The sequence below is a fragment of the Streptomyces fumanus genome, from assembly GCF_014655295.1.
GTDB lineage: Bacteria > Actinomycetota > Actinomycetes > Streptomycetales > Streptomycetaceae > Streptomyces > Streptomyces fumanus.
This window is the reverse complement of sequence record NZ_BNBI01000011.1, coordinates 211250-237754: the sequence shown is the minus strand read 5'-3', so window position 1 is coordinate 237754 and position 26505 is coordinate 211250. Positions and strand designations below refer to the sequence as shown.

General features: G+C 73.2%; 21 protein-coding genes and 1 pseudogene. 14 read left to right on the top strand and 8 right to left on the bottom strand.

Annotated features, from left to right (window positions below; genetic code table 11):
- The first annotated feature begins 1 nt into the window (after position 1).
- The 4 genes from IE316_RS25035 (at position 2) to IE316_RS25020 (ending at position 4767) form a co-directional block, all read left to right on the top strand.
- On the top strand, positions 2–1234 hold the full coding sequence (locus IE316_RS25035) for an ATP-binding protein (RefSeq protein WP_190206833.1): 1233 nt from the start codon (positions 2–4) through the stop codon (positions 1232–1234).
- 269 nt (positions 1235–1503) lie between these two features.
- On the top strand, positions 1504–1911 hold the full coding sequence (locus IE316_RS25030) for an SH3 domain-containing protein (RefSeq protein ID WP_190206715.1): 408 nt from the start codon (positions 1504–1506) through the stop codon (positions 1909–1911).
- Between the two features lie 43 nt (positions 1912–1954).
- Positions 1955–3313 carry an FtsW/RodA/SpoVE family cell cycle protein gene (locus IE316_RS25025; RefSeq protein ID WP_190206714.1) on the top strand — a complete coding sequence of 453 codons (1359 nt, stop codon included), beginning with the start codon at positions 1955–1957 and terminating at the stop codon, positions 3311–3313.
- Positions 3310–4767 (top strand): penicillin-binding transpeptidase domain-containing protein, encoded by a 1458-nt coding sequence (locus tag IE316_RS25020; RefSeq protein ID WP_190206713.1) that lies wholly within the window; start codon positions 3310–3312, stop codon positions 4765–4767. Before IE316_RS25025 ends, IE316_RS25020 begins: the two co-directional genes overlap by 4 nt.
- A 47-nt stretch (positions 4768–4814) precedes the next feature.
- Here IE316_RS25020 and IE316_RS35655 read toward each other — a convergent pair.
- Positions 4815–4934: pseudogene (locus IE316_RS35655) on the bottom strand (Uma2 family endonuclease); the annotation flags it as partial.
- 220 nt (positions 4935–5154) lie between these two features.
- Between IE316_RS35655 and IE316_RS25015 the strand changes: the two are divergent.
- From IE316_RS25015 to IE316_RS25000, 4 genes are all read left to right on the top strand, one after another.
- Positions 5155–6093 (top strand): AurF N-oxygenase family protein, encoded by a 939-nt coding sequence (locus IE316_RS25015; RefSeq protein WP_190206712.1) that lies wholly within the window; start codon positions 5155–5157, stop codon positions 6091–6093.
- 41 nt (positions 6094–6134) lie between these two features.
- Positions 6135–6788: a TetR/AcrR family transcriptional regulator gene (locus tag IE316_RS25010; RefSeq protein WP_190206711.1), complete on the top strand. Its 654-nt coding sequence runs from the start codon at positions 6135–6137 to the stop codon at positions 6786–6788.
- A 10-nt stretch (positions 6789–6798) separates the two neighbouring features.
- A complete protein-coding gene (locus IE316_RS25005) occupies positions 6799–7110 on the top strand; it encodes a DUF8847 domain-containing protein (RefSeq protein WP_190206710.1) in 312 nt (103 codons plus the stop codon).
- Between the two features lie 103 nt (positions 7111–7213).
- On the top strand, positions 7214–8380 hold the full coding sequence (locus tag IE316_RS25000) for a C40 family peptidase (RefSeq protein ID WP_190206709.1): 1167 nt from the start codon (positions 7214–7216) through the stop codon (positions 8378–8380).
- On the opposite strand, the gene IE316_RS24995 is transcribed toward IE316_RS25000, so the two are convergent.
- Genes IE316_RS24995 through IE316_RS24975 form a run of 5 tightly spaced genes read right to left on the bottom strand, consistent with a single transcriptional unit; the run spans position 8344 to position 13981 of the window.
- Positions 8344–9606 (bottom strand): styrene monooxygenase/indole monooxygenase family protein, encoded by a 1263-nt coding sequence (locus IE316_RS24995; protein WP_190206708.1) that lies wholly within the window; start codon positions 9604–9606, stop codon positions 8344–8346. The two genes, IE316_RS25000 and IE316_RS24995, sit on opposite strands and share 37 nt — an antisense overlap.
- 17 nt (positions 9607–9623) lie before the next feature.
- The gene (locus IE316_RS24990) at positions 9624–10262 is read right to left on the bottom strand and encodes a GTP-binding protein (RefSeq protein ID WP_190206707.1); all 639 of its coding nucleotides are present in this window, start codon (positions 10260–10262) and stop codon (positions 9624–9626) included.
- Complete coding sequence (locus tag IE316_RS24985; protein ID WP_190206706.1) at positions 10243–10677, bottom strand: DUF742 domain-containing protein; 435 nt, start codon at positions 10675–10677, stop codon at positions 10243–10245. The genes IE316_RS24990 and IE316_RS24985 overlap by 20 nt, the downstream gene beginning before the upstream one ends.
- On the bottom strand, positions 10674–11177 hold the full coding sequence (locus IE316_RS24980) for a roadblock/LC7 domain-containing protein (protein WP_190206705.1): 504 nt from the start codon (positions 11175–11177) through the stop codon (positions 10674–10676). The genes IE316_RS24985 and IE316_RS24980 overlap by 4 nt, the downstream gene beginning before the upstream one ends.
- Positions 11174–13981, bottom strand: a complete 2808-nt coding sequence (locus IE316_RS24975; RefSeq protein WP_308438942.1) for a sensor histidine kinase — start codon at positions 13979–13981, stop codon at positions 11174–11176. The genes IE316_RS24980 and IE316_RS24975 overlap by 4 nt, the downstream gene beginning before the upstream one ends.
- Positions 13982–14397: 416 nt before the next feature.
- Here IE316_RS24975 and IE316_RS24970 point away from each other — a divergent pair, with 416 nt between their 5' ends.
- Entirely contained in the window at positions 14398–15183 is a 786-nt protein-coding gene (locus IE316_RS24970; protein ID WP_190206703.1) for a protein phosphatase 2C domain-containing protein, read from the top strand.
- A 10-nt stretch (positions 15184–15193) separates the two neighbouring features.
- Here IE316_RS24970 and IE316_RS24965 read toward each other — a convergent pair whose 3' ends face one another.
- Positions 15194–15694: a MarR family winged helix-turn-helix transcriptional regulator gene (locus tag IE316_RS24965; protein ID WP_190206702.1), complete on the bottom strand. Its 501-nt coding sequence runs from the start codon at positions 15692–15694 to the stop codon at positions 15194–15196.
- Positions 15695–15909: 215 nt separating this feature from the next.
- Between IE316_RS24965 and IE316_RS24960 the strand changes: the two genes are divergently transcribed.
- Complete coding sequence (locus tag IE316_RS24960; protein WP_190206701.1) at positions 15910–16728, top strand: lysozyme; 819 nt, start codon at positions 15910–15912, stop codon at positions 16726–16728.
- A gap of 140 nt (positions 16729–16868) precedes the next feature.
- Here IE316_RS24960 and lon read toward each other — a convergent pair whose 3' ends face one another.
- On the bottom strand, positions 16869–19295 hold the full coding sequence (lon, locus tag IE316_RS24955) for an endopeptidase La (protein WP_190206700.1): 2427 nt from the start codon (positions 19293–19295) through the stop codon (positions 16869–16871).
- Between the two features lie 390 nt (positions 19296–19685).
- Between lon and IE316_RS24950 the strand changes: the two genes are divergently transcribed.
- The 4 genes from IE316_RS24950 (at position 19686) to IE316_RS24935 (ending at position 26455) form a co-directional block, all read left to right on the top strand.
- A complete protein-coding gene (locus IE316_RS24950) occupies positions 19686–20372 on the top strand; it encodes a spermine/spermidine synthase domain-containing protein (protein WP_190206699.1) in 687 nt (228 codons plus the stop codon).
- A 113-nt stretch (positions 20373–20485) separates the two neighbouring features.
- Entirely contained in the window at positions 20486–21226 is a 741-nt protein-coding gene (locus tag IE316_RS24945; RefSeq protein WP_190206698.1) for a response regulator transcription factor, read from the top strand.
- Positions 21223–22332 carry a HAMP domain-containing sensor histidine kinase gene (locus IE316_RS24940; protein WP_190206697.1) on the top strand — a complete coding sequence of 370 codons (1110 nt, stop codon included), beginning with the start codon at positions 21223–21225 and terminating at the stop codon, positions 22330–22332. Before IE316_RS24945 ends, IE316_RS24940 begins: the two co-directional genes overlap by 4 nt.
- A gap of 280 nt (positions 22333–22612) precedes the next feature.
- On the top strand, positions 22613–26455 hold the full coding sequence (locus IE316_RS24935) for a multifunctional oxoglutarate decarboxylase/oxoglutarate dehydrogenase thiamine pyrophosphate-binding subunit/dihydrolipoyllysine-residue succinyltransferase subunit (RefSeq protein ID WP_190206696.1): 3843 nt from the start codon (positions 22613–22615) through the stop codon (positions 26453–26455).
- Positions 26456–26505: the final 50 nt, after the last annotated feature.

The window sequence follows — 26505 nt, the reverse complement described above, 5'->3', positions numbered from 1 at the left end:
GATGCCCCGGTGGGCCGGTCCGCTCGCGGTGAAGGCCGCCGTGTTCATCACGGTGATGTGCTGCGCGCTGGCGGCGCTGCTCGGCGTGCTGGTGCACGTCTCGGTGACCAACCAGACCGTCGGCCAGGCCCGCGACCGGGCGCTGGACCAACTGGCGGAGGCGACCGCGGCGTACGAGGCCGGGGACGCCCCGCGCCGGGGCGCGGCCGTCGATCCGCCGGAGCTGCCGGGGGCGCTGCGGAAGCTGGCGGTGGCGGGGAACCGGGCGACGATGGTCGCCGAGTACCGGGGGCGACCGGCGATGTGGGCGGCGGGCCCCGTCCAGGGCGGCCGGGCGCTGGCGGTGACCGTCGACTACGCGCAGGGCAAGCGGACCATCGACGGTCTGGACCGGGCCATCGTCGGGTCCTCCGCGCTGGCCATCGGGGCGACGCTGCTGGTCGGCGCGTTCGCGGTGACCCGGGTGACGAGGCGACTGCGGGCCACCGCGGCGGTGGCCCGGCGGATCAGCGCGGGGGACCTGGACGCGCGGGTCGGCGACCCGCGGACCAAGGACCCGGCGCGGTCGCAGGACGAGGTGGCCGCGGTGGCCGCCGCGCTGGACTCCATGGCGGCCTCGCTGCAGGGCAAGCTGCTGGCCGAGCAGCGGTTCACCGCGGACGTGGCGCACGAGCTGCGGACCCCGCTGACCGGGCTGCACGCGGCGGCCGAGCTGCTGCCGCCGGGCCGCCCGACCGAGCTGGTCCGGGACCGGGTGGCGGCGCTGCGCACGCTCACCGAGGACCTGCTGGAGATCTCCCGGCTGGACACCGGGCGGGAGCGCCTGGAGGTGGACGCCGAGGAGCTGGGCGCGCTGGCCCGCCGGGTGGTGCGGGCCTCCGGCACCGACACCGAGGTGCGGGTCGTGCGGGACGCCCGGGTGGAGACCGACCGCCGCCGGCTGGAGCGGGTGCTCGGCAACCTGGTCGGCAACGCGCACCGGCACGGGCGGGCGCCGGTGGTGCTGACCGTGGACGGGCCGGTGATCACCGTACGGGACCACGGGGACGGCTATCCGGAGTACCTCCTGGCGCACGGGCCGCAGCGGTTCCGCACCGAGGGCGGGGCGAAGGGGCACGGGCTGGGGCTGACCATCGCGCGGGGCCAGGCGGAGGTGCTGGGCGCGCGCCTGGAGTTCACCAACCCGGCGGACGGCGGGGCGGCGGCGGTACTGACACTGCCGCGACGGCCGTGACACCGCCGTCCCGGCGGTACTGACGCTGCCGTCCCGGCGGCCCTGACCCTGCCGTCCCGCCTCGGCGGTGCCGACCCTCCCCGGCCCTGGCCCTGTCGTCCCGGCGCGGCGGCCCTGACGCTGCCCCGCTGCCCCGCTGCCCCGTGCCCCCAGCAGCCCCGACAGACACCCCTCCCCGATGGCGCAGCGCGACGCGCGCGCACCCCTCGCCGCTCCTAAGGTGGCGATCAGTCACGTCCGACACCTTTCGTCCCCGTGGAGGTCACGCCATGTCCCCGCACTCCCCCGCCGCCCGCCGTCTCGCCATGGCGCTCGCCGCCGGTGCGGTCGCCGCGGTGGCCGCCGCCGGGCCCTCCGCCGCGCTCGGGCCCGCGCCCGGGCCCGCGCCCCGGGGCGACGGTCCCGCGACGAGCGGCCGGCCGGGCGGCGACCAGTCCGGGCCGGCCCGCTACCGGGGCGTCGTCACCGCCGGCACGCTCGCCCTGCGCAGCGGCCCCGACCGGGGTTCGGAGGTCATCCGGTACGCCCACCGGGGCGAGACCGTGCGCATCTACTGCAAGACCGGCGGCGAAACGGTCGACGGCAACCCCCTCTGGTACCTGCTCGCGGACGGCACCTGGGCCTGGGGGTCGGCCCGGTACATCGACAACATCGGCCCGGCACCGCACTGGTGCTGATGCCGAAACACCACACACCCTCCCCATTAGGTAAGTTCCGGACATGACGAAGGCCGGAACCGGAATCACCGTGGCAGCGGCGGACGCCCCCGCTCCCGTCGCCCGCCTCCCGCGGCGCCGGGGCATCGAACTCGCCCTCATCGTGGTGGCCGTCCTGCTGTCCGTGTTCGGCTACTGCAACGTGGGCCTGGCCCAGCACGGCACCCTCCCGCCCGGCGCCGCCGGCTACGGCGCCGGGCTCGGGGTGCTCGCCCTGCTGGCGCACCTCGCGGTCCGGCTGCGCGCCCCCTGGGCCGACCCGCTGCCGCTGCCGATCGGGGTGCTGCTCAACGGCCTGGGCCTGGTGCTGATCTACCGGCTGGACCTGGAGACGCCCGGCGACCGGGCGGCCCCCACCCAACTGGTGTGGTCCACCCTCGGCATCGCCCTGTTCATCGTCATCGTGCTGGTGCTGCGCGACCACCGCCTGCTCCAGCGCTACACCTACGTCTGCGTGGCCGCGGCGCTGGTGCTGCTGACGCTGCCGATCCTGTTCCCGGCGGTCAACGGCGCCCGGATCTGGCTGCGGGTGGCCGGGTTCTCCATCCAGCCGGGCGAGTTCGCGAAGGTGCTGCTCGCGGTGTTCTTCGCCGCGTACCTGGCCGCCAACCGCAGCGCGCTGGCGTACGCGGGCCGCCGGGTGTGGCGGCTGCAACTGCCCACCGGGCGGGTGCTCGGCCCGATCGTCGCGGTCTGGCTGGTCAGCGTGGGCGTGCTGGTCCTGGAGCGCGACCTCGGCACCTCGCTGCTGTTCTTCGGCCTGTTCGTGGTCATGCTGTACGTCGCCACCGGCCGCCTCGGCTGGATCGCCGTCGGCCTGCTGCTGGCCTCGCTCGGCGCGGTCGCCGTGGGCTGGCTGGAGCCGCATGTGCACGGCCGGGTGGAGGACTGGCTGCACCCGTTCGCGTCCATCGAGGCCGGGCGGGGCCCGAACCAGTTGGCCCAGTCGCTGTTCGCGTTCGCCGCCGGGGGTGTGACCGGCACCGGGCTGGGGCTCGGCCACTCGGTGCTGATCGGCTTCGCCACGAAGTCCGACTTCATCCTGGCCACCGCCGGGGAGGAGCTGGGCCTGCTCGGTCTGACGGCGATCTTCCTGCTGTACGCGCTGCTGGTGGAGCGGGGGCTGCGGGCGGGGCTGGTGCTGCGGGACCCGTTCGGGCGGCTGCTCGCGGTGGGGCTGTCCTCGCTGGTGGCGCTCCAGGTGTTCGTCATCGCGGGCGGGGTGACCGGGCTGATCCCGCTGACCGGGATGGCGATGCCGTTCCTGGCGCAGGGCGGCTCCTCGGTGGTCACCAACTGGGCGATCGTCGCCCTGCTGATCCGGCTCGGCGACTCGGCGCGCAGGCCGGCGGCGCGGTCATGACCCGGCACATCCGGCACGCCGCCGCGTTCTGCGTCCTGCTGCTGGTCGCGCTGCTGGTCAACGCGGTGCGGGTGCAGGTGGTCAGCGCCCCGGAGTACGACCGCAACCCGGCCAACCGGCGGCCGGACATCGCCCGGTACCAGCAGCCGCGCGGGGACATCCTGGCGGGCGGCGAGCCGGTCACCGGCTCCCGGGACACCGGGCAGCACCTGCGCTACGAACGGACCTACCGGGACGGGCCGCTGTACGCCCCGGTGACCGGCTTCGCCTCGCAGGAGTACGGCACCACGCTGCTGGAGCACGCGGCGGACGGGGTGCTGTCCGGCGCCGACCCGCTGCTCGCGCCGCTGCCGCTGTGGCACGACGTGACGGGCGCCCCCAACCCGGGCGGCGACGTGGTGACGACGATCCTGCCGGCGGCGCAGCGGGCGGCGTACCGGGGGCTGGGCCGGCGTCCGGGGGCGGTGGCCGCGGTGGAACCGGCCACCGGGCGGATCCTCGCCCTGGTGTCCACGCCGTCCTACGACCCGGGGGAGCTGTCCGGCAACGGGAAGGCGGCGCTGCGGTCCTGGCGGCGGCTCAACCGGGACCCGGGCAGGCCGATGCTGAACCGGGCGGTGCGCCGCACCTATCCGCCGGGGTCGACGTTCAAGGTGGTCACGGCGGCGGCGGCGCTGGACGCGGGGGTGGCCGGGGACCTGGACGCGCCGACCCGGTCCCCGGACCCGTACCCGCTGCCCGGCACCCGGACGCGGCTGACCAACGGGTCCGGGGGGTGCCGGAACGCCTCGCTGCGGGCGGCGTTCGAACGGTCCTGCAACACCGTCTTCGCGCGGCTCGGGGTGGACGTGGGCGTGCGGCGGATGACGGCGACGGCCGAGGCCCTCGGCTTCAACGACGGGGGGCTCACCGTCCCGTTCCCGGTGGCGCGGAGCACCTTCGACGCCTCGGTGGACCGGGCGCAGTTGGCGCTGTCGTCGATCGGGCAGTACAACACGCGGGCCACGCCGCTGCAGATGGCGATGGTGGCGGCGGCGGTCGCGGACCGGGGGCGAGTGCGCACGCCGTACCTGGTGGAGCGGACCACGCGGGCGGGCGGCGGCGTGCTGTCGGCGGCCGGGGCCCGGCCGGTGCGGCAGGCGATGCGGCCGATGACGGCCGCGCGGCTGAAGGAGCTGATGCGGGACGTGGTGGAGCACGGCACCGGCGGCAACGCGGCGATCCCGGGCGCGGTCGTCGGCGGCAAGACCGGCACCGCCCAGCACGGCGTCGGCAACTCCGGCGCGCCCTACGCCTGGTTCGTCTCCTGGGCGCAGGGCGCCCGGGACCTGGAGCCGAGGGTGGCGGTCGCGGCGGTGGTCGAGGGCGCACCGGCGGACCGGGGGGAGATCACCGGCGGCGGGCTGGCGGCCCCGGTGGCCCGCGCGGTGATGGCGGCGGTTCTGGGTTCCTGAGGCGGAGGGGGTGCCGGGTCGCTACGAGGGCTGCTCCGGAGGGACGACAGCTCCGTGTGCGGAGGCAGGTTCGGGAGCCGGTCGAGGTCGTCGGCCGTCCAGCCGCCCTCCGGCGGACGAGGCCACGCGTATTCCGCGTCCAGCCCGTCCTCGCGTGCGGCGCTCATCATCACTCCCCTGCGCTGGAGTCCGGCCGACCCGGCCAGCGTACCCAGGGCGAACGTCCGCACGGCACTCCAACGGGCGACCCGGCGCCGTGCCGTTGACGGCGACGCCCTTCTTTACTCGCGGTCAACAAGTTGCGCGCAGGGGATTGACGGGCTTGCTGACAGGCAGTCTTATAAGAAGGGAGAGTGACCGCGGGTAACACGACGAGGTGGGACAGCCATGACGACCCTGACGGAAGCCGACGCGCTCGAAGGGCTGCGGGACGCGCTCGGTCTGCTCAAGGACCGCGAGCAGGTCGCCGAACGGCTGCTCGCCTCTTCCGCCAAGCACTCCTTCGACCCGGACAAGGAGCTGGACTGGGACGCGCCCTTCGAGGAGGGCAAGTGGTTCTGGCCGCCGGAGCTGGTGTCGCTGTACGACACTCCGCTGTGGAAGCGGATGAGCGAGGAGCAGCGGATCCTGCTCTCCCAGCACGAGGCCGCGGCCCTCGCCTCGCTCGGCATCTGGTTCGAGCTGATCCTGATGCAGTTGCTGGTCCGGCACATCTACGACAAGTCGGCGACCAGCGCGCACGTGCGGTACGCGCTGACCGAGATCGAGGACGAGTGCCGGCACTCCAAGATGTTCGCCCGGCTGATATCGCGCGGCGGGACGCCCTGGTACCCGGTGAGCCCGCTCCACCAGCACCTCGGCCGGCTGTTCAAGACGATCTCCACCACGCCGGGGTCCTTCACCGCCACCCTGCTCGGCGAGGAGGTCCTGGACTGGATGCAGCGGCTGACCTTCCCCGACGAGCGGGTCCAGCCGCTGGTCCGGGGCGTCACCCGCATCCACGTCGTGGAGGAGGCCCGCCACGTCCGGTACGCCCGCGAGGAGCTGCGCCGCCAGATGGTGACGGCCCCGAAGTGGTCCCAGGAGTTCACCCGGATCACCTCCGGCGAGTTCGCCCGGGTCTTCTCGATCGCCTTCATCAACCCCGAGGTCTACACGAACGTGGGACTGGACAAGCGCGAGGCGATGGCCCAGGTCAAGGCCAGCGGCCACCGCCGCGAGGTGATGCAGAACGGCTCGAAGCGCCTGACGGACTTCTTGGACGACATCGGCGTGCTGCGCGGCGTCGGCCGGAGGCTGTGGCGGTCGTCGGGGTTGCTGGCCTAAGCCGGACAAGGCGGGCGGACGTACCCGTTACCCTGCGGGACATGACCCCGCAGGCTCCCCCACCCGCGTACCGCCGGCTCAGCGTCGAGGAGCGCCGCAGCCAACTGCTGGAGGCGGCGCTCGCCCTCTTCGCCCACCGGCCGCCCGAGGAGGTGTCGCTGGACGACGTGGCCGAGCAGGCCGGGGTCTCCCGCCCCCTGGTGTACCGGTACTTCCCCGGCGGCAAGCAGCAGCTCTACGAGGCCGCCCTGCGCTCGGCCGCCGACGAGCTGCGGCTCTGCTTCGACGAGCCCCGTCAGGGCTCCCCGCTCGCCCGGCTGGCCCGCGTCCTGGACCGCTACCTCGCCTTCGTCGACCAGCACGACACCGGCTTCAGCGCCCTGCTGCGCGGCGGCAGCGTCGCCGAGACCTCCCGGGCGTCGGCCATAGTGGACGGCGTACGCCGGGACGCCGCCGAGCACATCCTGCGCCACCTGGACGCCGACGAGCCCGGCCCCCGGCTGCGGATGACGGTCCGGATGTGGATCGCGGCGGTGGAGGCGGCCTCGCTGATCTGGCTGGACGAGGAGAAGCAGCCGCCCGCCGAGGAGCTGCGGGACTGGCTCGTGGAGCAGTTCGCCGCCGTGCTGGCGGTCACCGCCCGCCGCGACCCGCAGGCGGAGGCGGTGCTCCGGGTGCTGTCGGCGGATGTCTGACACTGGTGCGGTGAAGAGCGAAGAGACCCCCTTCGAGGGCGGCCCCATGGACGGCCGGGTGCTGCCCGTGCTGGTGGGGATGACCGGGCATCCGCCGAAGACGTACCGCATCCCGGTGCCCGACCCGGCCGGCGGCCCCCCGACGGTGCTGGTCTACCGCCGGGTGCCCAGGGACCCCGGCCGCCGGGCCGGCTTCGCCCGCTGGAAGTACTCCTACGCCCCCGAGGGCGTGCCCCGCGCCCGCCCCCGCTGGCCCTGGTCGAAACCCGCGGCGGGCCCGGAGGCCACGCCGGGCGGCAAGCCGGACGACGCCGACGGGTGACGCGGTTGCGCCGGGCGGCGCACACTCGGCGCGCGCGCCGTAAGCGGGCGCCCGATGCTCGCGGTGCGGAGCGGACCCGCCGCTGCGCACCGGAGGTGATGACGTGTCAGGAAGGCTTCTGCGCCTGGTCTGTGCGACCGCGGTGGCGGCCGGCACCGCCCTCGCACCCGTACCCGCCGCGGCCGAACCCGCCCCCGGCGGGCGCCCGGTGGCCGAGCTGCTGACGGACCTTCAGAAGCTGTACCGGGACGCCGAGAAGGCCACCGAGGTCTACAACGGCGCCGAGCAGCGGCTCCAGGAGCAGCAGCGCCGGGTGCGGGACCTGGACGCGGCGCTGGCCCGTGCCCGGCTCTCGCTGCGCACCAGCCGGGCCGAGGCCGGGAAGCTGGCCCGGCAGCAGTACCAGAGCAGCACCGGCCTCTCCCCCTACGTACGGCTGCTGCTGGCCCGCGATCCGCAGCACGCCCTCGACCAGGGCCATGTCATCGGGCAACTGGCCCGGGACCGGGCGCGCACGGTGGGCGAACTGACCGGCGGCGAGAAGAAGGCCGGTGAGCTGGCCCGCCGGGCCCGCACCGCCCTGGACCGGCAGCGCGCGCTGGCCGAGCGCCGCAAGGCGGCCCGCGACGAGGTGCGGGAGAAGCTGCGCGAGGTCGAGGAGCTGCTGGTCTCGCTCGCCCCGGAGGAGCTGGCGGCGCTGGCCGCGTTCGAGCGGAAGGGCACCGCCGAGGCCCAGGACCGGTTCCTGGCCTCCGGCGCGCTCGGCACCGCCGCCGCCCCGCCGTCCGCCGCCGGCGACCGGGCGCTGCGCTTCGCGGTGGACCAGCTCGGCAAGCCCTACGCGTGGGGCGCGCAGGGCCCCGGGGCGTACGACTGCTCGGGGCTGACCTCGCGGGCGTGGGCGCGGGCCGGGACGCCGATCCCCCGGACCAGCCAGGAGCAGTGGGCCCGTCTGGAGCGGGTGCCGCTGGACGAGCTGCGCCCCGGCGACCTGGTCGTGTACTTCCCCGAGGCCACCCATGTGGCGCTGTACCTCGGCTCCGGCCTGGTGGTGCAGGCTCCGCGTCCCGGCGCCGAGGTCAAGGTGTCGCCGATCGCGGCCAACCCGGTCCTCGGCGCGGTACGGCCCGACCCCGGGGCGCCGCCGGTACGGGACTACGTGCCGCCGGAGCTGCCCGCGGGGGCGGCGGACGGGTCGGACGAGGGGTACGCCTCCGTGTACGCGCCGGGCGCTCAGGCGCCGGCCGCGCCGGAGACCTCCATCAGGTAGCCCTCGGCCTTCTTCGGGTCGTAGAAGAAGTTCTCGAAGTCGGCCGGGTCGTTGAAGCCGTTGGCGATGCGGTGGGCGACCGGCTGGAGCTGGCCGGCCGCGCCGATCAGGTTCAGCACGTGCTCCGGCGGCGGGGCCAGCATGGCGTTGGTCCACTTGACGACGTGCTGGGCGGTCTCCCAGTAGCGGTCGAAGGCGGCCTGCATCCAGGTCTCGTCGAACGGCTTGTCGCCGTGTTCCAGGATCGAGGCGAGGTAGGAGGCGGCGCACTTGGACGCCGAGTTGGAGCCCTGCCCGGTGATCGGGTCGTTGGCGACGACCACGTCGGCCACGCCGAGCACCAGGCCGCCGCCGGGCAGGCGGCCGATGGGGTGGCGGACGGTGGGGGCGTAGCGGCCGGCCAGGGTGCCGCCGGCGTCGGTCAGTTCGACCTTGGTGGCCCGCGCGTACTCCCAGGGGACGAACTTCTCCATGAGTTCCAGGGTCAGGGAGAGGTGCTCCGCCGGGTCCTTGACGTCCTTGAAGACGTCCAGCGGGCCGCCGGGTATGCCCTCCCAGAACAGGATGTCGGCGCGGCCGGAGGTGGTGAACGTCGGCATGATGAACAGCTCGCCGACGCCCGGCACCAGGTTGCAGCGGACCGCGTCGAAGTCGGGGTGCTCCGGGCGCGGGGCCAGGCCGTGCACATAGGCGACGGCGAGGGCGCGCTGCGGCTCGCTGTACGGGGACCGCGAGGCGTCCCGGCCGAACATCTGCACGAGTTCGCCCTTGCCGGCCGAGACCAGGACCAGGTCGTAGGCGCGGGAGAAGTAGTCCAGGTCGCCGACGGCGGCGCCGTGGATGACCAACTGGCCGCCGCGCTGGGCGAAGGTCTCCATCCAGCCGGCCATCTTCACCCGCTGGTCCACGGACTGCGCGTAGCCGTCCAGCCTGCCCACCCAGTCGACAGCGCGCTGGGTGGGGCCCGGGTCGTGCGAGCCGGGCGCGGCGACCGAGACCCCGAGGCCCTCGATCTTCGGGGCCTGGGACTCCCAGAAGTTCAGCTTCAGGTCACGCTCGTGCTGGAGGGCGGTGTGGAACATGCACTGCGTCGACATCACCCGGCCCGTGCGGATCTCGTCCGCGGTCCGGTTGGACATCAGGGTGACCTCGTAGCCGTGCGACTGGAGGCCGAGGGCGAGCTGGAGACCGGACTGGCCGGCTCCGACGACGAGTATCTTCCGCATGCGGGGGTTTCCGTCTTCTACTCGGGTGTTTCGTCCAGCGCGTGGCCCACGAGGGACAGGAGGGTCTCGATGACCGAGATCCGGCGGCGCGCATCCATGATCATTACAGGTATGTGCCGCGGGATCGTCAACGCCTCCCGTACGTCCTCCGGTTCGAACCGCTCGCTGCCGTCGAAGTGGTTGACCGCCACGACGTACGGCAGCCCGCAGCTCTCGAAGTAGTCCAGCGCCGGGAAGCAGTCCTTCAGCCGCCGGGTGTCGGCCATCACCACCGCGCCGATCGCGCCGCGCACCAGGTCGTCCCACATGAACCAGAACCGCTGCTGGCCCGGCGTGCCGAACAGGTAGAGCACCAGGTCGTCGTCGAGCGTGATGCGGCCGAAGTCCATGGCCACCGTGGTGGTGAGCTTCTCCGGCGTGGCGGTGAGGTCGTCGGTCTCCTCGCTCGCCTCGGTCATCAGCGCCTCGGTCTGCAGGGGCGTGATCTCCGAGACGGACGTGACCAGCGTGGTCTTGCCCACGCCGAAGCCGCCCGCCACGACGATCTTCGTGGCGATCGGCGCGCGGCCCGGGTCCGTCTGCCAGGGCTGCAGGGGCTCGTCGGGCTCGACGAGCGGGGAGACGCCGAAGGCGGCGTCAGAGACGACGGAGTCCACTCAGCACCCTTTCCAGCAGAGCGCGGTCCGGACGGCCCGTGCCGTGGCCGGTCCCGGTGCCGTACACACGGATCTTTCCCTGGTCCGCGAGGTCGCTCAGGAGCACGCGGACCACGCCGAGCGGCATCTTCAGCAGCGCGGCGATCTCGGCCACCGTACGCATCCGGCGGCACAGTTCGACGATGGCCCGCATCTCCGGCATCACCCGGGAGAGCGGGGCGCTCGTCAGTTCCTTGCGCTCCTCGGCGGCCTCCAGCGCGGCCGTGCCGGTGGCGCCGACGAACGTCTCCACCAGCAGCACATGGCCGAACCGGGTCCGGCCGCCGGTGAGCGAGTAGGGGCGGACGCGGGCCGGCTTGCGGTCGGCGCCGCGGACGGGGAGGTTCTTGCGGTTCTTCTCGGGGCCGCTGCTCATCGGGGGCTCCCCGTCGACTCGGACTCCAGGGATTTTCGCAGCTCGCTGCGGAGCTCCGGGGTGAGCACATGCCCGGCCCGGCCCACGAAGAGCGCCATGTGGTACGCCACCACGCTCATGTCGCAGTCGGCGGAGCCGTGCACGCCGAGCAGCGAGCCGTCGCTGATCGACATCACGAACAGGCTGCCCTCCTCCATGGCGACCATGGTGTGCTTCACGGTGCCGAAGTCCATCAGCTTGGCGGCGCCGACGGTCAGGCTGCCGATGCCCGAGACGATGGTCGCGAGGTCGGCGGCGGAGCCGCGCGGACCGGTGCGGCGCTCGGTGCGCGCGCGGCGGGCGGCGTCGGTGCTCTCCTGGTCGGAGGAGAGCAGGAGCAGTCCGTCGGAGGAGACGACGGCGACCGAGAGGATGCCGGGCACCTCCTCGACGAGGTTGGTCAGCAGCCAGTGCAGGTTGCGGGCCTCACTGCTCAGTCCGAAGGTACTGGGCGCGGTCAACTGCTTGCCTCCTCGACAGTGCCCCCCGTGGCTTCTTCGGTCGTCCCCGCCGCGGCGTCCGGGGTGCGGTGCCCGGCGGTCTGCTCGGCGATCTCCGCCGCCACATCGCGCCGGCCGGCCTCCGCGCCCCGGCGGAATCCGCCGAGGCGGCGGCGGAGCGCCTCGGCGTCCACGGAACCCGCGCGCGGGGGCGGCGCCGCCGCGGGGGTGCTGATCCTGGGGGTCCGCTTGGGCAGCCCCTTGTCGGTGACGGGGTCCTCCGGGTCGTCGGGGACCCGGTCGTGGGCGGGTTCGGCCTCGGGCCGGCCCTCGTCCCGGTTCTCGTCCCGGTTGTCGTTCTCGTTCTCGGTGCCGGTCTCCGGCGTGCCGGGGGCGGAGTCGGGGGACGGTTCCGCCGCCGGGGCCGGGATGAGCAGTTCCATGGTGGTCTCGGAGACCGTCCGGTCGGCCTCCTCGGGGGCCTCTTCGGCGGGCTCCGCGGGCTCCTCGGAGGCCGCTGCGGGGGCCTGCTCTGGTGCGTCCGTGCGCTGGCCGTCCGCCGACCGCCGTACCGCCCGCTCCGCCGCCTCGACCAGCGGGTCGCCGCCCTCGGAGCGGCCGTGCAGGACGTTGGAGTTGGCCTCGGCGTCGGCGCCCGGCAGGGAGAAGCCGCCGGTGCCGTCGGTGACCGGGGCGGCCGGGGCGACCGCGGCCGGCGGCGCCTCGGCGAGCAGGGCCGTCGGCAGCACGACGACGGCGGCGATCCCGCCCTGCTTCTGCTCGCGCAGCTTCACCCGGGCGCCGTGCCGGTGGGCGAGGCGGGCGACGACGTACAGGCCCAGTCCCAGGCCGTCCTCGCCGTCCTGGTCGTAGGCGGCCTCCGGGTCGAAGTCGGCGAGGCGGGCGTTGAGCCGCTCCAGCTTGTCGCCGGGGACGCCGATGCCCTCGTCCTGGACGGAGAGCATCACCTCGCCGTTCTCCAGCAGCCAGCCGGAGACCTCGACGGGCAGCTCGGGCGGGGAGAACGAGGTGGCGTTCTCCATCAGTTCGGCCAGCAGGTGGGAGAGGTCGTCGGCGGCGAACCCGGCCACGTGCGCGTGCGGCGGCAGCGCGGCGATGCGGACCCGCTCGTAGCGCTCGATCTCGCTGACGGCGGCCCGCACCACGTCGACCAGCGGCACCGGTCCGGCGGTGTGCTGGACGTGCTCGGTGCCGGCCAGCACCAGGAGGTTCTCGCTGTGCCGGCGCATGACCGTGGCGAAGTGGTCGAGCTTGAACAGGGTGGCCAGCCGCTCGGGGTCCTGCTCGCGCTCCTCCAGGCCCTCGATGACGCCCAACTGGCGCTCGATCAGGGCAAGGGTGCGCAGCGCGAGGTTGACGAAGGTGCCGTCGACGGCCTGCCGCATCCGCTTGAGCTGGGCGGCGGACTCGGCCAGCTCGGCGCGGAGCTCCTCGCGGGCGTCGGCCATCTTCTGCCGCTGCCCGACCAGGTGCTTGCGGTCGGCCTCCAGGGTGGTGACGCGCTCGGCGAGGGCGACGGCCCGCGCGTGCAGGGCGTTGACGGAGCGGACGGCCTGCGCGAACTCGTCGTTGCGGCCGGTGAAGGCGACCGGCTCCTCGGCGGTGGGGTCCTCGGCCCCGGCGAGCCGGGCGGAGCCCCGGCGCAGCACCGCCAGCGGCCGGGTGAGACTGCGGGCCATGGCGGTGGCGACGCCGACCGCCAGCAGCATCAGGGCGCCGAGCAGGGCGATGCGGATCTCCAGCGCGGTGACGTCGTCGTCGCGGAGCTGGGCGAGGTCCTTGGTGCGCCGGTCGTAGAGGGCGGACTCGGCGCCGCGCATGGCGTCGACCCGGGCGGTGAGCGCGGCCTCCAGCTTCTCGGCGCTGGTGGTGAGGTCGTCGTCGGAGAGGGAGGGCTGGTCGGTGAGGGCGGCCAGGTACTTCTCGGCGGTGTCGACCTCGGGCCCGGTGACCGTGGCGTCGTAGCGCTCGCGTGCCGTCCGAGGGGCGCTCTCGCGGAAGCCGGCGAGCGCGGCGTCGGAGCGGACCCGGGACTGCTGGGCGGCGGCGGCCAGGGCGTCGCGCTGCTTGCCGTCGGCGCCCGAGGAGGTGGTCGTCTCGGTCGGCAGCCCGCTGACCGGGTCGATGACCGTCTGGGTGCTGCTGGGCACGGCGAGGGCGGCCAGCAGCAGGCCCCGGGCGGCGGCGGCCTGCTGGACGGCGGAGTCCAGCTCGGCCAGCGCGTGCCCGCCGGCGCCGGCCCGGGACGGCATGCGCTCGGCCAGCTCCTCGGCCAGGGCGTGCAGTTCGGTGATGACGGTGGAGTACGCCTGGTGCGCCTCCAGGGCGCTGGTCCGGCCGGTGAGCGCCGCCCGGCGCAGGGCGGCCACCGCGTCCAGGTCCTCGCGGAGCGCGGCGGGCGCGTCGGGGTCGGCGCGCAACTCCTCGACCTGCCGGTCCACCCGGGCGCCGCGCTGCTCCGAGGGCGCCTTGGACTTGGGGCGCCCGGCGGCGATGTACGGGGTGACCTCGTCGCGTTCGTCGGCGAGGGAGTGGGCGAGGGTGAGCGCGTCCTGGGTCCGCTGGGCGAGCGTCACCAGTTCCTGCGCGTCACCGACCTGGCCCGACGCGGCGACCACCGAGGGCGCGCCGGCGGCGGCGATCGCGGCGGCGACCACCGCCACGGCCACGATCAGCCGGTTCCGTACATGGGTGGGGCGGCCCTTGCCGACGGGGGCGGCCGGGGCGGCGGTCCCGGGGGTCGGCTCCGTCCCCCCGACGGGGGCCGTCTGCTTGCCTGTGCGACGAGGCCGCGTCTTCTGCACCGGTGCTCGCATTCCTGACTCGTGTACCCGTGGGCCCGGGTGGCGCTCCGTCAACTGGCCGGCCGGCGCGTTCACCCTCCCCCGAGCCGTCGACCGCGCTCGAGCGGAGCGGGGCCCCCACCGGCTCCCGACCCTTGCAGTGCCCCTCGGCACCGGGTGTGCAACACCTGACCCGCCACCCGAAGGAGTGAACCCCGGAGGGGAGTTGGTGGGCAAGTCGCCCCGACGGGCGGGGCCCGCCCGCGCGGTGAGCCGGTTGGACGTTCGCGGCGGGGCGGTGGCAGTATTTGCCGCCGCGCGTTCCCGGGGTGCGGCATTCCCCCCAAATTGGGCGGCTGACCTGCACCGCCGTACCGGTTCCGGGATCTCCGCCGACGCTTCGCGGACGGTGTGAAGGGCTGGTGCAGACTGACCGGATGCGTACCGAACTGGTCTCGGAACCCAGCAGCCCCGGTCTGCCCAACGAGGACTTCGCGAGCGTCGGTCTCGCGGCCTCCGGACAGGGCGGCGCGCTCGTCCTGCTGGACGGGGTCACCCCGCCGCGCGGCGCGTCGGGCTGCCGGCACTCGGTGCCCTGGTTCACCGCGCACCTCGGCGGGGCGCTGACCGATCTGACCGTTTCCCTCCTGGATGTCCCCCTCACCGAGGCCCTTTCCCGTGCCATCGCCGCTACCGCCGATGCACACGCCGTCACCTGTGACCTTTCTCACCCCCGGACGCCGCAGGCGACGGTGGTCCTGGCGCGCTGGTCGCCGGAGGCGGTGGAGTACCTGGTGCTGTCCGACTCGGCGCTGCTGCTGGAGTCCCCCGACGGGACGGTGACGGCCCGTCTGGACGACCGGCTGGCGCGCCTGCCGCGCTCGGCGCTCGCCTCCGCGGCGCGGGTCGACGCGGAACTGCGCAACAAGGAGGGCGGCTTCTTCACCGCGGCGGCCGATCCGGCGGTGGCGGCGCGGGCGGTGACGGGAGTGCTGCCGCGCGGTGAGGTGCGGGCGCTGGCGACGCTCACGGACGGGGCGGCGCGCTGGGTGGAGACGTTCGGGGAGGGCGACTGGGCGGACTGCTTCCGGGTGGTCCGCAAACAGGGGGCGCGGTGGCTGGTGGACCGGGTGCGGGAGCTGGAACGCGCGGACACCGGCCGCCGGTTCCTGGGCCGGGCCAAGACCCACGACGACGCCACGGTGGTCTACGCGGAGCTGTAGCCCTCCCGGGTCAGCGCTGCTCCATGCCCCGGTTCAGCTCGTGCAGCAGCCGGGCCAGTTCGGCGACCTCGGCCGGGTCCCAGTCGGCGAGCCGGCCGGCGTAGCGGGCGCGGCGGGCCTCGCGCACCCGGCGGACCCGCTCATGGCCCTCCTCGGTGAGGGTGATCAGCCAGGCGCGGCCGTCGGCGGGGTCGGGCTCGCGGGCCACCAGGCCCAGCTCCTCCAGGGCGCGCAACTGGCGGGACATGGTGGCCTTGCCGACGCCGATGTAGGCGGCGAGTTCGGTGGCGCGCTGGCCGCCGCACTCGTCCAGCCGGACCAGCAGCCCGTACGCGGAGGACTCCAGGTCCGGGTGGACCTCCCGGGCCATCTCGCCCTGGTTGGCCCGCGCGCGGCGCAGCAGGACCGTCAACTCGCGCTCCAGGGCGAGGAACTCGGGCTGTTCCAGGCCGTTCGCGGCGGCCGGCCCCGCCGCGCCCCGCCGTCCGTCGCCGTTCCCGCTTCCGTGCACGTCAGCCCCTGCCTCGTTTTCCCGGTTCTGAAAGTTTCCGCCGGACAGCGCCATCGCCGCAGCTCCGTCAGTATTTCGCAGGCTTAGACCAACGGCAGCTTCCGGTCCCCCTTCCACCGGCCGGTCTACGTGCGTAGCGTCGCCCCCGGGACCTGGCTGGCATGCCCACGCCAGTCCCCTCCCCACCGGGCACCACCGACCATCGGAGGCACGCCATGCCCGTGCACAGACCCGGATCGGCCCCCCGCCGCCGACTCGCCGCCGTCGGGACCCTGCTCGCCGCCTTCTCCCTGCTGCTCACCCTGCCCTCGGCCGCCGCGGACACCCCGCCCCGCGGCTCGGCCCACATGGGCATGGGCGTCCTGGAGCACGACGGGCGGCAGGGCACGCCCGTCCCCGGCGACGCCACCCAGACCGAGGGCGTCGACGTCTCCAGCCACCAGGGCAACGTCGCCTGGTCGACCCTGTGGAACAGCGGGGTCAAATGGGCCTACGTCAAGGCCACCGAGGGCACGTACTACACCAATCCGTACTTCGCCCAGCAGTACAACGGCTCGTACAACGTGGGCATGATCCGCGGCGCGTACCACTTCGCCACCCCGGACACCACCAGCGGCGCCACCCAGGCCAACTACTTCGTCGACCACGGCGGCGGCTGGTCCCGCGACGGCCGGACGCTGCCGGGCGCCCTCGACATCGAGTGGAACCCGTACGGCGCCTCCTGCTACGGCAAGACGCAGAGCCAGATGGTGAGCTGGATCGCGGACTTCCTGGCCACCTACAAGGCCCGCACCGGCCGGGACGCCGTCATCTACACCGCCACCAGTTGGTGGACCGAGTGCACCGGGAACTACGGCGGTTTCGCCACCGCCAACCCGCTGTGGATCGCCCGGTACGCCACCACGGTGGGGACGCTGCCGGCCGGCTGGTCGTACTACACGATGTGGCAGTACACCTCGTCCGGACCGACCGTCGGCGACCACGACCGGTTCAACGGCGCCCTGGACCGGGTGGTGGCGCTCGCCAACGGCTGAGCCGCCCGCGTACGGCGACGGACCCAACGGCCGACCCGCCCGCGCACGGCGAAGGACCAACGGCCGACCCGCCCGCGTACGGCGAGAGCCCGGGCCTCCCTCACGGGACCCGGGCCCTCCCCTGCGTCCGGCCGCGTCCGTCACGCCGCGACCGGAACCTCCTTGGGCGCCACCCCGCTGGTCGCGGGCGCGAGTGCCAGTTCCAGGACCTGGCGGACGTCGGTGACGGTGTGGACGTCGAGCTTGTCCAGCACCTCCGCGGGCACGTCGTCCAGGTCGGGCTCGTTGCGCTTGGGGATGATCACCGTGGTGACGCCCGTCCGGTGCGCCGCGAGCAGCTTCTGCTTCACCCCGCCGATCGGCAGCACCCGGCCGGTCAGCGACACCTCACCGGTCATCGCCACGTCGGTGCGGACCAGCCGGCCCGACAGCAGCGAGGCCAGCGCCGTGGTCATGGTGATGCCGGCGCTCGGGCCGTCCTTGGGGACCGCGCCCGCCGGGAAGTGGATGTGCACGCCCCGGTCCTTCAGATCGGCGACCGGCAGTTCCAGTTCGGCGCCGTGCGAGCGCAGGAAGCTCAGGGCGATCTGCGCGGACTCCTTCATCACGTCGCCGAGCTGCCCGGTCAGGGTCAGCCCCGCCCCGCCCGTCTCCGGGTCGGCCAGCGACGCCTCGACGTACAGCACGTCGCCGCCCGCGCCGGTGACCGCCAGGCCGGTGGCCACACCCGGCACCGAGGTGCGCCGCTGAGCCGGGTCCTGGGCGGACTCGGGCACGTGGTGCGGCCGGCCGATCAGGTCCCGCAGGTGCTCGGCGCCCACGGTGAACGGCAGCTCCCGCTCGCCCAGTTCGTGCTGGGCCGCCACCTTGCGCAGCAGCCGGGCGATCGACCGCTCCAAGGTGCGCACCCCGGCCTCGCGGGTGTACTCCCCGGCCAGCTTGCGCAGCGCGCCCTCCTCCAGGACCACCTCGTCCTTGTCCAGGCCGGCCCGCTCCAGTTGGCGCGGGAGCAGGTGGTCCCGGGCGATGACGATCTTCTCGTCCTCGGTGTAGCCGTCCAGGCGGACCAGCTCCATGCGGTCGAGCAGGGCCTCCGGGATGGCCTCCAGGACGTTGGCGGTGGCCAGGAAGACCACGTCGGAGAGGTCCAGCTCGACCTCCAGGTAGTGGTCGCGGAAGGTGTGGTTCTGGGCCGGGTCCAGCACCTCCAGCAGGGCCGCCGCCGGGTCGCCGCGGAAGTCCGAGCCGACCTTGTCGATCTCGTCCAGCAGGACGACCGGGTTCATCGAGCCGGCCTCCTTGATCGCGCGCACGATCCGGCCGGGCAGCGCGCCCACGTACGTACGGCGGTGGCCGCGGATCTCCGCCTCGTCGCGCACGCCGCCGAGGGCGACGCGGACGAACTTGCGGCCCATGGCGTGGGCGACGGACTCGCCGAGGCTGGTCTTGCCCACGCCGGGCGGGCCGACCAGGGCGAGGACCGCGCCGCCGCGGCGCCCGCCGACCACGCCCAGACCGCGCTCGGCGCGGCGCTTGCGGACGGCCAGGTACTCGGTGATCCGCTCCTTCACGTCCTCCAGGCCCGCGTGCTCGGCGTCCAGGACGGCCTTGGCGCCCTGGATGTCGTACCGGTCCTCGGTCCGCTCGTTCCACGGCAGTTCCAGGACGGTGTCCAGCCAGGTGCGGATCCAGGAGCCCTCGGGGGACTGGTCGCTGGCCCGCTCCAGCTTGTCGACCTCCTTGAGCGCGGCCTCGCGGACCTTCTCGGGCAGGTCGGCGGCCTCCACCCGGGCGCGGTAGTCGTCGGACTCCTCGCCCTCCTGCTCGCCGTTCAGCTCGCGCAGCTCCTTGCGGACGGCCTCCAACTGGCGGCGCAGCAGGAACTCGCGCTGCTGCTTGTCGACGCCCTCCTGGACGTCCTTGGCGATGGTCTCGGCGACGTCCTGCTCGGCGAGGTGGTCGCGCAACTGCTGGGTGGCGAGCTTCAGGCGGGCGACCGGGTCGGCGGTCTCCAGCAGCTCGACCTTCTGGTCGGTGGTCAGGAACGGCGAGTAGCCGGAGTTGTCGGCGAGGGCGGAGACGTCGTCGATGGCCTGCACGCGGTCCACGACCTGCCAGGCGCCGCGCTTCTTCAGCCAGGCGGTGGCGAGTGCCTTGTACTCCTTCACCAGTTCGGTGACGTGACCCGGCAGCGGGTCGGGCACGCTCTCGTCGATCCGGGTGCCCTCGACCCAGAGGGCCGCGCCCGGCCCGGTGGTCCCGGCGCCGATCTTCACCCGGCCCCGGCCGCGGATCAGGGCCCCCGGGTCGCCGTCGGCCAGCCGGCCGACCTGCTCGACGGTGCCGAGCACGCCGGTGCCCGGGTAGGAGCCGTCGATGCGCGGCACCAGCAGGACCTTCGGCTTGCCGGGTTCGTTGCGGGCGGCGGCCTGGGCGGCTTCCACCGCGGCCCGTACCTCGGAGTCGCTCAGATCGAGGGGGACCACCATCCCGGGCAGCACGACCTCGTCGTCGAGCGGCAGCACGGGCAGGGTGAGCGGTGTGAACGCCGTGGACTCAGCAGCCATGATCTCCCCTTCGGCAGTCAAGTTGAGTTATGCCGACTCAATGCTCGGGGAGCGGTGATTGTTCCCCGCCCCGTGTTCGCTCTGAGCGATCACCCTCCCGGGGTGGCTGGTCGCGCAGTTCCCCGCGCCCCTGACTGCGCTGCCTCACCCGCCCCGAAAGGGCACCCCACCCATGACCGCCGGGGAGCACACCCACCCAGGGGCGCGGGGAACTGCGCGACCAGCCCCCACGCACCCGCACCCGACCCTCAGGGGCGCGGGGAACTGCGCAACCAAACCCCACGCACCCGCACCCGCCCCCCCCAGGCCGACCGCCACGCGTACTCTCAGCGGCCACCGCGCCCCGGTAATTCCGCCACCCACCGCTCGGCCGGATGTCAGGATGACCGCATGTCCGTCGGCCACGAAGTCCCCGAAGTCCTGGACCGCCGCGAGGGCCCCTACGGCGAGGTCGTACTGCGCCGGCACGGCGACCTGCTGCAGATCATCGCCAACGGCTGCTTCCTCATGGACACCTCCGACGGCCGCTCCGAACGCCGGCTCGTGGACGCCGCGCTCGCCGCGCTGCCGGCGCCCGCCGTGCGCCCCGCCCCGCACGTCCTGATCGGCGGCCTGGGCGTGGGCTTCTCCCTCGCCCGTGCGGCCGCGAATTCGCGCTGGGGACGGATCACGGTGATCGAGCGCGAGCCCGCCGTCATCGACTGGCACCGCACCGGACCGCTGGCCGCACTGACCCGCGAGGCGCTGGCCGACCCCCGCACCCGGATCGTGGAAGCGGATCTCGTCGATTACGTCAATGAGACTTCCGACACGTTCGACGCGCTCTGCCTCGACATCGACAACGGCCCCGGCTGGACCGTCACCGAGGGCAACGAGGGCCTGTACGCGCCGACCGGACTGGCGGGCTGCGCACGGGTGTTGAGACCCGGCGGAGTGCTCGCCGTGTGGTCCGCGCGACCCTCTCCCGAATTCGAAGAAACCTTGTGTAATGCCGGGTTCCAGCAGGTGCGTACCGAAGAGATCCCCGTTGCCCGGGGCGTTCCGGACGTGGTGCACCTCGGCGTCCGGCCTGGATAGCGATGGCCCGGTGACTCCCCGTACGCTGCTGCTCTGACGCCGATCATTCAAGCGTCAATCGCAGTCATGGGATCACCCCACGGATTCCGTAAAGCACACCTCAGGGGCGGGCGATGGAGCAGACACACACCTCCCACAACGGCACGACGACGGCTGCCCCGGGCGCGCAGCGCCGGGTGCTGGTGGTCGAGGACGACCAGACGATCGTGGACGCCATCGCGACCCGCCTGCGCGCCGAGGGATTCCTGGTGCAAACGGCGGGCGACGGTCCGTCCGCCGTGGACACGGCCGAGGCGTGGCAGCCCGACCTGCTGATCCTCGACATCATGCTGCCCGGCTTCGACGGCCTGGAGGTCTGCCGCCGGGTGCAGGCCCAGCGCCCGGTGCCGGTGCTGATGCTCACCGCCCGCGACGACGAGACGGACCTGCTGGTCGGGCTCGGCGTCGGCGCCGACGACTACATGACCAAGCCGTTCTCGATGCGCGAGCTGGCCGCGCGGGTGCATGTGCTGCTGCGCCGCGTGGAGCGGGCCGCGCTGGCCGCCACCACCCCGCGCAGCGGCATCCTGCGCCTGGGCGAGCTGGAGATCGACCACGCACAGCGCAGGGTGCGGGTGCGCAGCGAGGACGTCCACCTCACGCCCACCGAGTTCGACCTGCTGGTGTGCCTGGCCAACACCCCGCGCGCGGTGCTCTCCCGGGAGCAGTTGCTGGCGGAGGTGTGGGACTGGGCGGACGCCTCCGGGACCCGCACCGTCGACAGCCACATCAAGGCGCTGCGCCGGAAGATCGGCGCCGAGCGCATCCGCACGGTGCACGGCGTGGGCTACGCGCTGGAGACGCCGACGCCATGAGCGCCGGACGGGAGGCCGCGCGGAGGAGCCCCGGGCAGCCCTGGGGCGGCGTACGCCCGTTCTCGATCAAGACCAAGCTGGGCGCGCTGGTCGTCATCTCGGTGCTCATCACCACCGGGCTGCTGATCATCGCCGCCCGCACCGAGACCGAGCTGCGGTTCATCACGGTCTTCTCGATGATCGCCACGCTGCTGATCACCCAGTTCGTGGCCCACTCGCTGACCGCCCCGCTGGACGAGATGAACGCCGTCGCCCGGTCCATCTCGCACGGCGACTACACCCGCCGGGTCAGCGAGAACCGCCGTGACGAGCTGGGCGACCTCGCCCAGACCATCAACCGGATGGCCGACGACCTGGAGGCCCAGGACCGCCAGCGCAAGGAGCTGGTGGCCAATGTCTCGCACGAGCTGCGCACCCCCATCGCGGGCCTGCGCGCGGTGCTGGAGAACATCGTCGACGGCGTCACCGAGGCCGACCCCGAGACCATGCGGACCGCCCTCGGGCAGACCGAGCGGCTCGGCCGGCTGGTGGAGACCCTGCTGGACCTGTCCCGCCTGGACAACGGCGTGGTGCCGCTGCGCGCCCGGCGCTTCGAGGTGTGGCCGTACCTGTCCGGGGTGCTCAAGGAGGCCAACATGGTCGCCTCGGCCCGCGCGGGCATCGCCTCCGGCTCCGGCAGCCACACCCGCACCGACGTCCACCTGGCGCTGGACGTCTTCCCCACCGACCTGACCGCGCACGCCGACCCCGAGCGCATCCACCAGGTGGTCGCCAACCTCATCGACAACGCGGTCAAGCACAGCCCCCCGCACGGCCGGGTGACGGTCCGGGCCCGGCGCGGGGACGGGCCGGACTCCCTGGAGCTGGAAGTGATCGACGAGGGGCCCGGCATCCCGCGCTCGGAGTGGCACCGGGTCTTCGAGCGGTTCAACCGGGGCGCGGTGACCCGGCCGCACGGCCCCGGCAGCGACGGCGGCACCGGCTTGGGCCTGGCGATCGCCCGCTGGGCGGTGGATCTGCACGGCGGCCGGATCGGGGTGGCCGAATCGGAGCGCGGCTGCCGGATCCTCGTCACCCTTCCGGGAGAGCCGTCCACCGCCGGTTGACGTACAGTGCGAAGCGGAGCCACCAGGTCCAGGGAAGTCCGCGCTGGCGGACACGTGTGACCCGGAAGGAGCCCGCGCCGCTGGGCGCCGCGGGCCGCCGCGCCCTTCCCGGACGACCCGGAACCCCGCTTGTTTCCCGTCCTTTCCGGCGGTGAAACACGCTCCGTGATGTGACTTACACGACGATGAACGGGCCCGGCCTGACCTTCCGGGTCCGGGAGGCGTAGCCTTTATTCCCGCTGTCCATCACCTTGTGAAGCGGAAGAGGGCGGTTGCCGCCGTGTCGCCACAGTCCCCCAGTAACTCGAGCATCTCGACCGACACCGACCAAGCGGGGAAGAACCCCGCAGCGGCCTTCGGTGCCAATGAGTGGCTCGTCGACGAGATCTATCAGCAGTACCTCCAGGACCCCAATTCGGTGGACCGAGCCTGGTGGGACTTCTTCGCCGACTACAAGCCGGGGGCGCCCGCCGCCCAGGCTGCGTCGGGCAGTGCGGCCGCGGGGGCCGCGCAGACCACCAGCACGGCCCAGCCCGCCCCGGCTCCCCGGGCCGCCCAGGAGCCCGCCCAGGCCCCGGCCCCGGCCGCCCCGGCAGGGCCCGCCCAGGCCCCGGCGCCCGCCGCCCAGCCGGCCGCGCAGGCCGCTCCCGCCGCCCCGGCCGGGAAGCCCGCCGCCGCCCAGCCGGCCCCCGCCGCGAAGCCGCAGCAGCAGCCTCAGCCGAAGGCCAAGGCCGAGCCGGCCCAGGAGTCCGCCGAGGGCCCCGAGCTGGTCACCCTGCGCGGCCCGGCCGCCGCGGTCGCGAAGAACATGGACGCCTCGCTGGAGATGCCCACGGCCACGTCCGTGCGCGCCGTCCCGGTGAAGCTGCTGTTCGACAACCGCATCGTCATCAACAACCACCTCAAGCGCGCCCGCGGCGGGAAGATCTCCTTCACCCACCTCATCGGGTACGCGATGGTGCAGGCCATCAAGGCCATGCCGTCGATGAACTGGTCCTTCCAGGTCAAGGACGGCAAGCCGACCCTGGTCAAGCCGGACCACGTCAACCTCGGTCTCGCCATCGACCTGGTCAAGCCCAACGGCGACCGCCAGCTCGTCGTCGCGGCGATCAAGAAGGCCGAGACGCTCAACTTCTTCGAGTTCTGGCAGGCGTACGAGGACATCGTCCGCCGCGCCCGCGAGAACAAGCTGACGATGGCCGACTTCACCGGCGTCACGGTCTCCCTGACCAACCCCGGCGGCCTGGGCACCGTCCACTCCGTGCCCCGGCTGATGCCCGGCCAGTCGGTCATCATGGGCGTCGGCTCCATGGACTACCCGGCCGAGTTCCAGGGCACCTCCCAGGACACCCTGAACAAGCTGGGCATCTCCAAGGTCATGACGCTGACCTCGACCTACGACCACCGCGTCATCCAGGGCGCCGCGTCCGGCGAGTTCCTCCGCCAGGTCGCCAACCTGCTGCTCGGCGAGAACGGCTTCTACGACGAGATCTTCGAGGCGCTGCGCATCCCCTACGAGCCGGTCCGCTGGCTCAAGGACATCGACGCCTCCCACGACGACGACGTCACCAAGGCCGCGCGGGTCTTCGAGCTGATCCACTCCTACCGGGTCCGCGGCCACGTCATGGCCGACACCGACCCGCTGGAGTACCGCCAGCGCAAGCACCCCGACCTGGACATCATCGAGCACGGCCTCACCCTGTGGGACCTGGAGCGCGAGTTCGCCGTCGGCGGCTTCGCCGGCAAGTCGATGATGAAGCTCCGCGACATCCTCGGCGTGCTCCGCGACTCGTACTGCCGCACCACCGGCATCGAGTTCATGCACATCCAGGACCCCAAGCAGCGCAAGTGGATCCAGGACCGGGTGGAGCGCTCGCACTCCAAGCCGGAGCGCGAGGAGCAGTTGCGCATCCTGCGCCGCCTGAACGCGGCCGAGGCGTTCGAAACCTTCCTGCAGACCAAGTACGTCGGCCAGAAGCGGTTCTCGCTGGAGGGCGGCGAGTCCGTCATCCCGCTGCTGGACGCGGTCCTGGACTCGGCCGCCGAGTCCCGCCTGGACGAGGTCGTCATCGGCATGGCCCACCGCGGCCGGCTGAACGTACTGGCCAACATCGTCGGCAAGTCGTACGCGCAGATCTTCCGCGAGTTCGAGGGCAACCTCGACCCGAAGTCCATGCACGGCTCCGGTGACGTGAAGTACCACCTGGGCGCCGAGGGCACCTTCACCGGCCTGGACGGCGAGCAGATCAAGGTCTCGCTGGTCGCCAACCCCTCGCACCTGGAGGCGGTCGACCCGGTCCTGGAGGGCGTCGCCCGCGCCAAGCAGGACATCATCAACAAGGGCGGTACGGACTTCACCGTGCTGCCGGTGGCGATCCACGGCGACGCGGCCTTCGCGGGCCAGGGCGTGGTGGCCGAGACCCTGAACATGTCGCAGTTGCGCGGCTACCGCACCGGCGGCACGGTCCACATCGTCATCAACAACCAGGTCGGCTTCACGGCGGCGCCGGAGTCCTCGCGCTCCTCCATGTACGCCACCGACGTGGCCCGCATGATCGAGGCCCCGATCTTCCACGTGAACGGCGACGACCCGGAGGCCGTGGTCCGCGTCGCGCGGCTCGCCTTCGAGTTCCGCCAGGCGTTCAACAAGGACGTGGTGATCGACCTCATCTGCTACCGCCGCCGCGGTCACAACGAGTCGGACAACCCGGCCTTCACCCAGCCGCTGATGTACGACCTGATCGACAAGAAGCGCTCGGTGCGCAAGCTCTACACCGAGTCCCTCATCGGTCGCGGCGACATCACCCTGGAGGAGGCCGAGCAGGCCCTGCAGGACTACCAGGGCCAGTTGGAGAAGGTCTTCACCGAGGTCCGCGAGGCCACCTCGAGCCCGGCCGCCGTGGCGCCCGCCGACCCGCAGGCCGAGTTCCCCGTCGCCGTGAACACCGCGGTGACCGGCGAGGTCGTCAAGCGGATCGCCGAGTCCCAGGTCAACATCCCCGACCACATCACCGTCCACCCGCGGCTGCTGCCGCAGTTGCAGCGCCGGGCGGCGATGGTCGAGGACGGCACCATCGACTGGGGCATGGGCGAGACCCTCGCCATCGGCTCGCTGCTGCTGGAGAACGTGCCGGTGCGGCTGGCCGGCCAGGACTCGCAGCGCGGCACCTTCGGCCAGCGGCACGCGGTGATCATCGACCGCACCACCGGCGACGAGTACACCCCGCTGCAGTACCTCTCCGAGGACCAGGCCCGGCTCAACGTCTACAACTCGCTGCTGTCCGAGTACGCCGCGATGGGCTTCGAGTACGGCTACTCGCTGGCCCGCCCGGACGCGCTGGTGATGTGGGAGGCGCAGTTCGGCGACTTCGTCAACGGCGCCCAGACGGTCGTGGACGAGTTCATCTCCTCGGCCGAGCAGAAGTGGAACCAGACCTCCGGTGTGGTCCTGCTCCTCCCGCACGGCTACGAGGGCCAGGGCCCGGACCACTCCTCGGCCCGCCCGGAGCGGTTCCTCCAGCTCTGCGCGCAGAACAACATGACGGTCGCCATGCCGACCTCGCCGGCGAACTACTTCCACCTGCTGCGGTGGCAGGTGCACAACCCGCACCACAAGCCGCTGGTGGTCTTCACCCCGAAGTCGATGCTCCGCCTGAAGGCGGCGGCGTCGAAGGCGGAGGAGTTCACCACCGGCCAGTTCCGCCCGGTCATCGGCGACGACTCGGTCGACGCGGCCGCCGTCAAGAAGGTCGTCTTCTGCGCCGGCAAGGTCTACTACGACCTGGACGCCGAGCGGAAGAAGCGCGGCGTCACGGACACCGCCATCATCCGCATCGAGCGCCTGTACCCGCTGCCGGGTGCCGAGCTCCAGGCGGAGATCGCCAAGTACCCGAACGCCGAGAAGTACCTGTGGGCCCAGGAGGAGCCGGCCAACCAGGGTGCCTGGCCGTTCATCGCGCTCAACCTGATCGACCACCTGGACCTGGCGGTCGGCGCCGACGTCCCGCACGGCGAGCGCCTGCGCCGCATCTCGCGCCCGCACAGCTCCTCCCCGGCGGTCGGCTCCGCGAAGCGGCACCAGGCCGAGCAGGAGCAGTTGGTCCGCGAGGTCTTCGAGGCGTGACCGGCTGACCCGATGTGACACGGCGAAGGGCCCGGCCCCGGGGGGTTTCC